Consider the following 13,030-nt stretch of genomic DNA (forward strand, 5'->3'; position numbering starts at 1 on the left):
TTATATTTTTATTTTAAAATTTTGCAAAATAAACAGTTGAAGTTCATTTATTCAAAATCCGTTACTAGTGTACCTTATTTATTCGTTACAAATAAAATACAACTGCAATATATTTTTAATAAATAGTAATGTTTTTGTCTATTTTAATGTTTTTTTGAGCAATAACTCTATATCGGGGTTTATATTACGTGGGTTTTATGACAAACATGTGAAATTGTAGGGGGAATATAAAAAAACCCATTACAAATTTGTAATGGGTTTATTGTAACTTACAAATAACTTAACAAGTTATTGATGTAGAGTTTTTAAGGCTTAAAACTTGTAGCTAATACCAATTTTAGCCTGCCATGCAGAAGAACTAGTTACATACTGGCTATAGTTACGAACGTCAGCACCGTCGTGTCGAGGGTCAATTTTGTAACGACCTTCAGCATCTAAACCTTCAAAGTCATATACAGCTTGGTCAGAAAAGCCTAAACGTTTTTCAACACCCCAATCGCTATTTAATAAGTTTGCAAAGTTATCAACCATGAAATAAATTTCACCGCTGTGACCTTCGGCAAAGCCAGGTATTTCTTGTTTGATACTTACATCCATAGTAGTTACCCAAGGTTGAGTGCCTGAGTTTCGACCTAAAATTTCACCACGTTCAGAAATACCAGCACGATTTAGAAGCGTTTCTAATTCATTCCAAGATAAACCAGACTCATCCCAGTTTACATTTGGATCATCAGCACCTGTAGGTATATAAGCTAAGTAAGCTGAGCTACTATCAAAATCTTTAGTATCACCTAGGCCGCGCTCTTGGTACATACCCATAGTGTAGCTAAAAGGGCGACCCGAACGACGTTCAAAAAATACGTTAAACTTAGTTGCGTAGCCACTAAAGAATTCAGTGTTATACGCTAAATTAACTTTAAAGCTGTGCTCTACTTCATAAGAGCCACGGTCAGCAAAATCTTCATTGCGATTACGTGTTATGTTGTACTGATAATTACTTTGTGCACGTGAAGATGAACCAGAAGATGCTTCAGTTACGTCTTGGTGTGCGTAGCTTGCTGAAACGTAAAGACCATTTTCGAACTCTTTTGCAAGACCCGTTGAGATAATAATTGAACGGCCATCGTCAGATGAGTTAGTCATTGCAATATCAAAGTTTTGAGCAAGGTCACCGCTATAAATACTTTCGTTGATTACACGCTCACCATCGGCAGCTAAACCAACAGGTTGGATAGCCGTGTTATGCCATACAGCTTCGTTCTCTTTCTTATGGTAAGCAATTTCAGCTTGCCATTTAAATCCATCGCCAAGCAATTCTGAGTCAAACTCATATTCAAAACCAACTTGAGCACGAATACTTGAAGGTAATTTAAAGTCAGGGTCAATGTAGTTTGTACTACCAGTACCTTGCACTAACGAATTTTTAATTGCGTCAGGCACTTGTGTAATATCAGCTTGGTTGTTTGCATAATAGTTGTTAACGAAGTTTTCTGTCGGTTCAACAATTGTAATACCATCATTTTGGAATGAGTTGTTATACCAAACATTTGGAATGCCACCTTGGAAGCGACCTATGCCACCGTTGATGGTTAATGCTTCAGTTGCATAATATTTAAAGCCTATACGTGGTAGGAAAATATCTAAGCCATCAAGGTTTTCTTGGTTATTGAAGTCATCAACTCCATATAATGCGCTGTAAGCATTAACAAAATTTTCATTACGTGTTGGTTTATCATCTGATGATAAACGCTCATAGCGAATACCTGCAGTGACTTCTAAATCGTCACCAACGTAAAATGTATCCTCAATGTAAAGCGCTAATTGATTACGTGTTGCATCGTATGCAGTGTCATTTGGATTGTTTGTAAATGCGTTACTGTAAGAAAAATCGTAAGTGCCGTCGTAGTTACCAACTTCACGGTTTTCGAAGCCTTCAAAGTTATCAAACTCCCAAGAGCCTAATGAATTGGAAGCGAATAAGTTGTATAAGTTTAACGATTCATACTGCATACCAAAGTTAATCTCATGGTCATCCATTAAATAAGTTGCATCAAACGTGAGTGTTAAGTTTTCAGTTGATGCGCTATTTGCATGGCGGAATTCGTCGGTACCAAACTCGTAAGCAGGACCACGATAGTATTCTTCAACTTTAACGTAACCGATATCAGAATTTGTTAAGCTTCTAGATGAAACATCTTTATAAGCTATACCAATTTCAGTTGAGAAGTTTTCATTCCAGTCTGAGTATAATTTAGTCGCAAAATTATTAAATTTAGTGGCGTAAGTGTAACGGCTTGACGCTAAATTTACAGTGCTTCCGCCAGTACCAACATTTGTTTCGTCTTTGTCATCTTGCCATTGGTAAGTGAAATCTAGACGGTGGGCATCATTAATATTCCAGCTTAACTTAACAAGTAGTGACTCGTTTGTATCTTTAGGATCCCCACCTAAAGAGTCAGTTAATCCATATTCATTACTTAAAATATTAAGAAAATTATTGTAATTATCTTCTGTTACGTCGTACTCATTCGTTGCGCCTGAACCTTCAAAACCATAATCCAAATCAAGTTCGCTTGTCCATTTATTGTAGTTTACAAAATAAAACAAAGTGTCGTCGATCAATGGTCCGCCAACGTTAAAACCATAGCGTTTTTCAGTTTGGATTGGCTCAACTTTTTCAATAACATATGTACGATGACCATCTTCATCTAAAGCCGGTCGGCCATCAGTATAAACTTGAGAAATACTGTCTACATCGCCTGCAATATCAGGAGTTGATGTTTCATAAAAACCAGAAAACTTAAATTCGTTCGTACCTGATTTTGTTACCGCATTAATAGTACCGCCGCCAAAGTTACCTTTAGAAGCTGAAAAAGGAGATACATCAACAGAAATTTGTTCAATAGCATCAAGTGCAACTGGAGGCTGTGAAGTCGGGTAACCACCGTAACTTAAACCAAAATCATCGTTTTGGCCGATGCCATCAACAGTTAAACCATTTGAACGAGGGTTACTACCTGCAAACGTTAGCTCGCCATTACCGTTAATACTCGCAAGTGGGTTTAAACGCGCAATATCTTTAATGTCACGATTAAAGCTTGGCATGTTTTCAATTGTATCAGAGCCAAATGTACTGCTAGAGCCACCTGATTGTTGAACAATTTTATAACCAGACACTTCAATTTTTTCGATGTTTCGCGGAGCAAGCTGTGAGCTTAAACGGTAAGTTTCACCCAGGTTCAAGTAGATATTTTCAACAGTGGTATCGTTAAACGTATCAGAGTCGATGATAACCATGTAAGGGCCACCTACACGTAAACCATTAGCGATAAACGTACCACTTTCGTTTGTAGTTAATTCGCTAATAGTTCCCGTTGGTTGGTGAACTACTTTAATTTTAACGTTTGCAGCACTGCCACCTGAAGGCGTTGTAATTTTACCACGCATTGCAGATGAAGTATCAGCAGCCATTGCGCTTGTAGAAACACCTAGCGCTAAAATTACCGCTCCAGTTAATTTCGAAAGGCGAAGCTTAGTCATAATGTTGATTTCCCGTGTGTAGGTTATATAAATTTAATACAGTTTATTTGTCAGTCGTCATTTTTAGTGCTGTTTTTAACTCTTTTGCAGAAGGGTCAAATAAAGCATTTAATAATCCAGCTAATCGAATACCCGCCTGTTGTAAGCGCGTTTTTACGATAGGCGTATTGTTATAAATGTAGCTGTATCCAACTTCGTCGTTGGTGTACTTATAAATTTTTGTTGCTAAGTTGTGCGATTCTTCAACCCAGGTTTTAGGAGAACTTTGTAAATACTGTGCAATTAACTCGCTGTTATTAGTATCTATAAATTGCGCGTATTCAGTAAACGACAAGTTTTCGTTCTCAACTAGCTTTGTATCCCAAAGACTATGAAGATTTGTTTCTTCATTAAAAAATGAAACCTTTATACGATTACCACCTCTGTCTTCACCTCTACCTGCATGAAATGGCTGATGGCTATCACCTACTAAATGCACTAAAAAACGTAAACTAAATTGCTTAGCGTCTAACGTGCTATTGGTATCTGTAAGTGTCTGCATTGAGTAGTGAATACCTTCAAGGATATTACTTACAGATTCTTTGTTTTTAGTATGTTCGTGGTTGAAGCTGAAAGACTTACCCGGTGCTGCATTTATATAATGCCAACGAGATGATTTCTTTTGCCAAAACTCACCAGGAGCAGATCGCATTTCATCAGGCCACGTTGATATTTGAGCTAGTGACTCGCCATCTAAATAAGGCTTAATTGCTGCTTTAGTTGTTTCGCTTATATGAGATTGTGCAATCTGCCCTACAATACGATGGCCATTTTGACCCCAAGCATGTGAGTCGGTGCTTGTGAATATCGCACTAACCAAAAGTGCAGAGGATATCGAGTACTTTATACTGTTATGCATTAGAACTTCCTAAATGAATATTTCATGGGGTTGCTATAAGCTAATGCGGTCAATTGTCCTCACTTTTCGTGTTGATAGGAAGGACTTATTAAAATTCATAGTTTCTTATTTAGATTTGATATAAATCAATAGCTTATGTTTAACAGGTAAAATTACTTGTTGTAATAAGTAAGCGAAATTGTTCAAATGCACTATATAATCTTTTTTTGAGTAGCATTGCTTTGAATTTTAAAAATATCGTGTTGCACAAAATGTTAATTGTTACATTTTTGTTTCTATTGTTGGTCGTTACGTGGATTTGCGGTCAAGTTAGTGTATACAACGATGATTTGCATTTTCCAGTTATGATTGAAACCTCAACAGAATGTCAAACAACTGCAACAAGTAATAAAGACCAGCTAATTATTTTCACGCAATCGAAAAAAATAGCCAAGTTATTAACACAGAATTTGTGTTCTGATAACGTAGTGGCTAAACAATATGGCTCTGTAAAAGGGTATTGGGGGTATAGAACCGCAGAAAGCTTTGAGTTTGTTGGTAAAGGAATTGCTGACTTAATTTTAGCTAAAAATAATATTATGGCCGCCTTCAAAGCTGAGTCGACTTATAACTACCAGCCCGTTGTTGGGTTTTCTGACTACACTGCCTTTTTTATATCGTCTAAAGAAAAACCTCGCATTACAAAACAGTACTTTTTAGATAAGCGTATAGGTTTGCTTGATTATCCAACTAGCCGCTCAGGGCACATATTACCAAAGAAGGTATTTAAAGAGCTGGATATTAATTTAGCTAATTTGAAAATTACCTATGCTAGTTCTCATAATGAATTACGTGATCTACTAGCCGACGGAAAAGTCGATATTATTGCTTCATTTTGGAAAGAGAGTGACGAAAAACGCTTTTCAAAAAATTATATTACGCCTTTGAGTAATAATATTTCTGGAACAAGGTGGTATTTAAAAATGCGGCAAAACAATACTGATTTGTTGTGTGCAGTTCAGGAAAACTTACTTGCTATGTCTAAAGATCAAAGGTTGCACTACTATCAAAATGTGCAGCCGTTTTGGAGTTGCGGTACTAGCTCAGTAAACTTAAAAGAGGAAGTTAGTGATGAGTAAATATAAGCAATTACTTGTTTTTATATGTTTATTTTTAATTCTATCGTCTGTTTTTTATATTTCTGTAACCCAAAAAAGCCAGCAAGTAGTTAAACAAAAAATAATTCAGATAGAGAAGCAAATAGCACTAGATTTACCCTTACTTGATTTATCAAATGAGCTGCTTAAACACTCAGGCAATAAAGACGCGGTTAATAGCTACATTAAAACCTTAAATAGCTATATCGATTCGGATGATCTTAGGGTTGTTACTATTGTGCCCAAAAGCGAGATGGTAACACCTATAAAGCCCAACCAAATAATACGTAGTTTGAGTACAAACAGCGGGTTTGTATTAGTTGTATTTAGCGTTAAGCACACTCACTTTATGTTGAGTCAGATTATTTATTATTTAATATTTTTTGTTTTAAGTGTGTTGGTTAGCTTTTGGATAAAATTTGCGTTTATTAAGCAAAGTAATAAACAATTGATTAATACAGAGCATCAAACAATTACTGAGCCTGCGCCGCTTGTACTTATTGTTGATCTTAACGATAAAACACTATCGAGTAGCTGTAATCCAGAACAAAAAATGAGTTTAGCTAATAAGCCATTATGCTTTTATTTAGCACTTGTAGAGTATTGTACAAATAACGATGATGTAACGCTTAGTCATAATAAAGATGTACCAGAGGAGCTGCTAGAGCTTGCGAATAAGTATTTTTATAGGTTGATTGAGCTTGGTCACACGGTTAGAAAAAGGCCTAACTTTAATAATAGTCTTGAAAAAACCTTAAGTGAAATACGTGCGGCATTAGATGAAGTGCTTAACGAATGTCCTGAAGAGAAAGAATTATATTATCCCCCAAAAGCATATGGAGAAGGGTCGCGTTCTCGACTGCATAGTTATGGGCTGGCAAATATTAGAAAAGGCAATATTGAAATAATAGGAAAGTAACACAGTTACTTTCCTATTATTATCTTCATTTATTTAGGGGTAAATTCAGCCGCTTTAAGAGGGCTGTTTTTTGATATAAAGTCTTGTAGCGCTTGGGCATCTGTTTCGTCTGTACTAACAAAGCCTTCTTTATTTGTAAGCGTAGGATAACCATCACCGCCTGATGCGTTATAGCTATTTAGACTCATGCGGTACGTTTTATTTTTATTCAAAGGTTGGCCATTAATAACCACATTAACTAGTTGGCCATTTTTACGTTCAAACGATAGCTTATGGTACTGTAAGTAAGCACCTGCATCCGGTGGGAAGCTCGTTACTGTATTTAAGTAATCCCATAAATCACTGCCTTGCCAATCCATATAAGTAATACGGTTTTTAAAAGGATGCACCTTTAAAATATCTTTATAGCTTACTTCACCCGCTTCTATTGAGCTGCGAATACCACCACCACTTATTAGTCCAAAGTCTGCATTTACTACATTCATTTGAGCTTGAATAATTACGCGCGCAAGATTAGTTTGTTGGTAGCGAACTTTGTTTCTGTCGCCTTCTAAGCGAGCATCAACTTCACCAATGGTACCTTCAATTTGTTTAGCGCCTTTTGCTTGGTATACCGCTAAATAAGATTCAAGTTTTGGATCTGGTTTTATGTACTCGTTTGCTAATACTTCTTTAGTAGAACCATCAGCTTGTACTTTATCAACATACAAATTAACTGGCATAAGTTTGTAGTCAAGTAACGTTAATTTACCGTTTTCAAGTTTAAACTCAGCTTTACCAACATACTTACCCCATTCATGGGCTTGCATAATGTAAGTACCGTTTTGTTGGTCTGGTTTACAGGCAAGGCCTGGTTTAAAGTTGTCGTCATTTACATTTGTATCACTCATACATACAGGTTCTTGAGAGTGACCACCAATGATCATATCAAGCGTGTTTGCTGGCAATGAACGAGCAAGTGTTACATCACCGGGTGCATTAATACCAAAGTTAGCATCAACATAATGGCCCATATGAGTAAGCGCGATTGTAATATCAGGGTTGTACTTAGCTTTTATTTCTTTAGCTAGTTTTGCTGTAACGTCAACAGGGTCTTTAAACTCTAAGTGCCCAATATATTGAGGATTACCAATTTTAGCTGTGTCGGTTGTTGTTAAACCAATAACAGCAATAGTTAATCCATTCTTTTTGAATATTTTGTAGCTATCAAACGCGTGTTCGCCTGATTCTTTTTCAAATATATTGGCTGATAAAAAAGGGAAATTCACCCATTTTTGTTGTTGCTTCAATACATCAATAGGGTTGTCGAATTCGTGATTACCCAATGCCATTGCATCGTAACCAATCAAAGACATACCTTTAAAGTCAGGCTCTGCTTTTTGTAAATCTGACTCAGGAATACCCGTATTAATATCGCCACCAGAGAGAAGCAATACCGCATGACCTTGTTTTTGAGCTTTACTGCGTAAAGAGTCAATCAGCGTTTTACGCGCTGCCATACCATATTCGCCTTTTTCGTTGTGCCAAAAGCGCCCATGATTATCGTTAGTATGAAGTACAGTAAGATATTGAGTTGCAGGAGAGTTATTTACACTTGAGTCGGTTGTAGCCGATGTACACCCAAGTACGCTTAAAAAAACTGAAAATAAAATAATTATTCGCATAAAATACCTGTCTATTAAGGCCCACTTAATTTATTGAGCGGCTAGTTTAAACTAGTTTTATGCGAAAAAAACGTACTTATTTACATTTCATCTTAATTACGGCTTGTCGCAGCAGTTTCTCTGCGCTTTAACTCTTTACTCGCATATTCAGATTTTTCATGGTTTGCTGCAATCATCCATGTTAAAAAGCTGGCAGGTAGCTTTGTGTAAGCTTCGCCTCTGTGTAAACCAAAGTCGCAAATTGTGTGTCGTGTGTTTGACATTATTATTACCAGTGTTTTTTATTTTGGTTGATAGTAGCAAAAGTACACACAGAGGTAAGATGATTTAGCTTTAGCTGTTTTAATTTTTATAACTAAAAAGAATATATAAAATGTAATTTAAATGTTACCAAGGCGGTCTAATTTGTATCAATCACCTTTTTATTATCGATTTTTTAACTGAATAATATTAACTTACTTGTATTAACAATTATTTAAATAAATATAACAACAGGATGTAACATGAAAAAACTCTTACTTGGCTCAGCACTCGCCGCAGCAAGCTTTACAAGTACTGCCACTATTATCGAAATGAACACGAGCCAAGGTGTCATAGAAATTAACTTATTTGATCAACAAACACCTAAAACAGTCGCAAATTTTTTAAGTTATGTTCAAGATGATTCATATAACGAAACAGTGATTCACCGTTCAATAAGTAACTTTGTTATTCAAGGTGGTGGATTTACATACTCTGATTCATTAGATGCGATTACTACAAAGCCAGCCGTAGAAAATGAGCCTGTTTTTTCAAACGTTAAAGGCACCATTGCAATGGCTAAGTTATCAGGCAATGAGAATAGCGCTACAAGCCAGTGGTTTTTTAATATGGCTAATAACAGCGCAGGAAGTGCAGCGCTAGATACACAAAACGGCGGTTTTACTGTGTTTGGGCAAATAACAGCAGCGAGTCAGTCCACTTTAGATAAAATCGCCGCATTGGTGCATTGTGGTGATACACCGGTGGTTGGTATTACCACTGAGCAATGCTCAAGCAGTGATGTAGCCATTAGTAATGCTAATTTAGTAACTATTCAAAGTGTAACCGTGATGGATGATGATCCGAATTCGGCTGCTGGTCTAATCGTAACTGAAAACACGTTAATTGACTCAGGTGCACCAATAAACTCAGATAGTAGTTCTGGCGGTGGGCTAGCGTGGCTTTTAGGCGCTTTTTTACTTGTGCTTCCTCGCTTAAGACGTGCTAAATAATTAAATCTAATCAATAGTAATGTGGCAGGCGTAAATTGCCTTTCACATTACTGCTTAGCATGAGCTGTTTAAAGCATTACTCGCCAAACCATTGCCAGCCAAATTGAAAACACACAAACACAACCCAATAAAAATACATTAAAACGTGCTCGTACGTTATTTTCACCTAAATGAATAACACTGTGCACAATACGTGTTGCTACAAATAAACAGGCCAGTATAGCCACAAGTGTACTGGCGCTATTTAGTTGTAGTGCAAGTAAACATCCCGCGTAAAAAAGCACAGGTATTTCAAACTGATTCGAAAAATTTCTATCTGCAACCCTAATAGTGTCGCCAGCCTTATCTAACTGCATTGTTTTAAAATCGCTTAAATCTAGCTGTTTGTTTTTAGCTGCTGCAAAGCGCCTTTTACCCATAATGAGCATGACAACCAGTGAAAGCGTAACGTGTGCAAACATGGCAAGTATGATGATTTTTTCCATCGTTTTTCCTTATTATTATTTAGGGTTTGTGTATCTTTTGATATTGAATGATTTTTAATCACGGAAGGTTGGCAGACTCGTAACTAATATTCGATTATGAAGACATTTTTCACAATGTGTTACACAAAATAGCGTTATTTTGTAGAAAGTTATTAATCGAAAATGTTAGTTTAGCTTAACTATATTGCTTTGAATTGGCGCATGCTATTTTGCGCAATACTTTTTAATGGAAAACAAAAATGAAAAAGATTATTGGTTTTAGTGCTATTGCACTTGCAGTTTTAAGTGGTTGTTCAAATACAGCTTCGGTTTCTGTGGCGCCTCAGGCCTCTTTACTATCAGATACGTTAGTTGTAAGCCCTAATGATAACCGCGAATATAAAACACTTAAATTAGCAAACGACATTGAAGTTATTTTAGTGTCTGATCCTAGTGCTGAAAAATCAGCAGCGGCATTAAGCGTAGGTGTTGGTTTACTGCACGACCCGATGTCGCAACAAGGTATGGCGCATTATTTAGAGCACATGCTGTTTTTAGGCACAGATCGTTACCCAGACACAAAAGGGTATTCTGATTTTATGACCAAAAATGGTGGTGCGCACAATGCGTATACGTGGCTCGATATTACTAATTACATGTTTAAAATTAATAACGACGCGTTTGATGAAGGACTAGATCGTTTTTCTGATTTTTTTAAAGCGCCTAAGTTATACCCAGAGTACACAGACAAAGAAAAAAATGCAGTAAATGCTGAATGGTCAATGCGCCGCGAAATGGACTTTTTTGGTCAGTTTAAATTAGCACGTAAAATGATGGGAGATCACCCCGCTAATCGCTTTTTAATTGGTAACCTAGAAACCCTTGGTGATAAAGAAGGCAGTTCTCTTCACAAAGAAACGGTTGATTTTTATAATAAATATTACTCTTCAAATATTATGAAAGTAGCGCTTATTTCTAATTTATCGATTGCAGAAATGGAGCAAAAAGCGCAAAAATACTTTGCTGATATAAAAAATAAAAACATCGAAAAACCAACAGTAACTGCAAAACTTGATTTTGATAACGCTGGCGGAAAACGCGTGTTTTATGCACCAAATGAAGATGTAAAACAGCTACAACTTGATTTCACCATTGCTAATAATAATAGCGAATTCGCGCTTAAACCAAATCGGTTTGTAGCATATTTACTAAGTAATGAAATGCCGGGCAGCCCAGCGCAATTGCTTCGTGACAAAGGGTGGGTATCTCAGTTGTCAGCTTCAGCTGCACCAAATCAATATGGTAACTACGGGTCATTAAACGTAAACGCAGAGCTTACAGATGAAGGCATGAGAAATCGTGACGAAATAGTTGCGACTATTATGCAGTACATCGATTTAATTAAAAAAGAAGGCGTTGATAGCAAGTACTTCAACGAAATTCGCACATCATTAAATAACCAGTTTAAGTTTTTAGAAAAAGGTGATGAGTTTAATTATGTAAGCTCGCTTACACAAAGCATGCAAGACTATCCGTTAAATCACGCTATTAATGCGCCATATTATTATGCAAAATTTGATGCTGACGCTGTAAACAATGTACTTAAGCAGTTAAATGCCGATACTCTTCGTATTTGGTATGTATCGCAGCAAGAAGAAACAGACTCACAACTACACTTTTACGACGGTAAATACCGCATTAGTGATATTAGCGATGATGAAATTGCCAGCTGGAAAAAGCCAAGCGAGTTTAAGCTAGCATTACCAACTGTAAACAATTTATTACCTGAAAACTTTGCAATAAAAACCCAAGCTTTTAAAGAGCAAAAACACCCTGAGCTTGCTTACGATAAAAATGGTGTAAAAGTATGGCGCCAAGCAAGTCAAAAATTTGCAGAGCAACCCAAAGGGCTTGTTGAAGTATATATAAATACCCAACCGGGTTTGAACGACATTAAAGCAGAAGTTTTATACTCTGTTTGGGCTGATTTATATAACATTCAACAAAGTCAGTTAAGTACCGAAGCGGCAATCGCTGGTATGAGCGTAAGCCTTGCACCGAGTAACGGTCTTGTTTTATCTATGAGTGGTTTTACAGATAAACAAGATGTATTACTTAAACAAGCTTTAACCGGATTAAAAGCCGATGAAACAGCACAAGCATTTAGCCAAGCTGTTGATCGCTTTAAACGTAATTTACTAAACCAACAAAAACAGTTTCCGTATGCACAAGCATTTGGTGAATATTCAAAACTAACGCGTACAGGTGGTTTTGATACAGATGCGCTTATTAAAGCCGCTGACTCACTGAGTGTTGCCGACTTAGCACAATTAAAAACAGCTACGTTTGCACAAAATGATTTACGCGTATTTAGTTACGGTAACTACAACCAACAAGATATTAACGCAATTGCAGAAGAGCTAAGCGCAACACTACCAAGTAATCATACACGTACTGCATTTGCACGTAGTAAAGCATGGTTACCACAACCAGGTGAAACGCTTGTACTGCAAAAAGACATTGATGTAGCTGACGTAGCCGTAGTTGATATGACGGTTCACCCAATTGCTGGCTATAAACAAAAAGCACAGGCGGCAGTATTACAAAGCCACTTTAGAACAGTTGCGTTTGATAAAATGCGTACTGAGGAGCAGCTCGCTTATGCAGTAGGTGCATTGGCTCGCCCAATTGAAGATTACTCAGCTATTGGTTTGTTTATACAAACACCAGTTAAAGGCCCTAAAGAAATTCAAAATCGTTTTGATAAGTTTAAAAAAGAATACGCAGTTGAACTTGATAACATGAGCGAAGAGACGTTTGAGCAACTTAAAAACTCAACCCTTGTATCACTTAAAGAGCAGCCTAAAAACTTAAGCGACGAAATGAGCCCACTTATAAGCGATTGGTACCGTGAAAACTTTACCTTTGATTCTAAGCAAAAGCTGATTGATGAAGTTGAAAAAGTAACGCTTGCAGATATAAAAGACTACTACAAGCTAACAATGCTTAACCCTAATGCAGCACGTTTAAATGTGCAATTACGTGGTACTAAGTTTATTAAAAGTGACTTTGCTGATTTACCTAATCAAACAAAAATCACAACGCTTGATGCCTATTACAATGGTATCAAACTACAAAAGTAACCTTTATTCGTAC

9 protein-coding genes are annotated in these 13,030 nt (G+C 36.7%); 4 read left to right on the top strand and 5 right to left on the bottom strand.

What is annotated here, in order from left to right; genetic code table 11:
• Positions 1 to 312 precede the first annotated feature (312 nt).
• Positions 313 to 3,540 (bottom strand): TonB-dependent receptor, encoded by a 3,228-nt coding sequence (locus I6F53_RS02415; protein ID WP_197238342.1) that lies wholly within the window; start codon positions 3,538 to 3,540, stop codon positions 313 to 315.
• A 43-nt stretch (positions 3,541 to 3,583) separates the two neighbouring features.
• Positions 3,584 to 4,438: a S1/P1 nuclease gene (locus tag I6F53_RS02420; protein WP_197238343.1), complete on the bottom strand. Its 855-nt coding sequence runs from the start codon at positions 4,436 to 4,438 to the stop codon at positions 3,584 to 3,586.
• Between the two features lie 251 nt (positions 4,439 to 4,689).
• Between I6F53_RS02420 and I6F53_RS02425 the strand changes: the two genes are divergently transcribed.
• Positions 4,690 to 5,556 carry a hypothetical protein gene (locus I6F53_RS02425; RefSeq protein WP_197180260.1) on the top strand — a complete coding sequence of 289 codons (867 nt, stop codon included), beginning with the start codon at positions 4,690 to 4,692 and terminating at the stop codon, positions 5,554 to 5,556.
• A complete protein-coding gene (locus tag I6F53_RS02430) occupies positions 5,549 to 6,493 on the top strand; it encodes a hypothetical protein (RefSeq protein ID WP_166420037.1) in 945 nt (314 codons plus the stop codon). The genes I6F53_RS02425 and I6F53_RS02430 overlap by 8 nt, the downstream gene beginning before the upstream one ends.
• Before the next feature lie 29 nt (positions 6,494 to 6,522).
• On the opposite strand, the gene ushA is transcribed toward I6F53_RS02430, so the two are convergent.
• Complete coding sequence (gene ushA, locus I6F53_RS02435; RefSeq protein ID WP_197238344.1) at positions 6,523 to 8,157, bottom strand: bifunctional UDP-sugar hydrolase/5'-nucleotidase UshA; 1,635 nt, start codon at positions 8,155 to 8,157, stop codon at positions 6,523 to 6,525.
• 92 nt (positions 8,158 to 8,249) lie between these two features.
• Complete coding sequence (locus I6F53_RS02440) at positions 8,250 to 8,420, bottom strand: hypothetical protein (protein WP_165741117.1); 171 nt, start codon at positions 8,418 to 8,420, stop codon at positions 8,250 to 8,252.
• A 240-nt stretch (positions 8,421 to 8,660) separates the two neighbouring features.
• On the opposite strand from I6F53_RS02440, the gene I6F53_RS02445 reads away from it, so the two are divergent.
• Complete coding sequence (locus I6F53_RS02445; protein WP_197238345.1) at positions 8,661 to 9,410, top strand: peptidylprolyl isomerase; 750 nt, start codon at positions 8,661 to 8,663, stop codon at positions 9,408 to 9,410.
• 68 nt (positions 9,411 to 9,478) lie between these two features.
• Here the strand turns inward: I6F53_RS02445 and I6F53_RS02450 are convergent, their stop codons facing one another.
• Complete coding sequence (locus tag I6F53_RS02450) at positions 9,479 to 9,895, bottom strand: MAPEG family protein (protein WP_197238346.1); 417 nt, start codon at positions 9,893 to 9,895, stop codon at positions 9,479 to 9,481.
• Positions 9,896 to 10,134: 239 nt separating this feature from the next.
• Here I6F53_RS02450 and I6F53_RS02455 point away from each other — a divergent pair, with 239 nt between their 5' ends.
• Complete coding sequence (locus tag I6F53_RS02455) at positions 10,135 to 13,017, top strand: insulinase family protein (RefSeq protein WP_197238347.1); 2,883 nt, start codon at positions 10,135 to 10,137, stop codon at positions 13,015 to 13,017.
• Positions 13,018 to 13,030: the final 13 nt, after the last annotated feature.

The organism is Pseudoalteromonas sp. SWN29, assembly GCF_015864465.1.
In the GTDB taxonomy this organism is placed as follows: Bacteria; Pseudomonadota; Gammaproteobacteria; order Enterobacterales; family Alteromonadaceae; genus Pseudoalteromonas.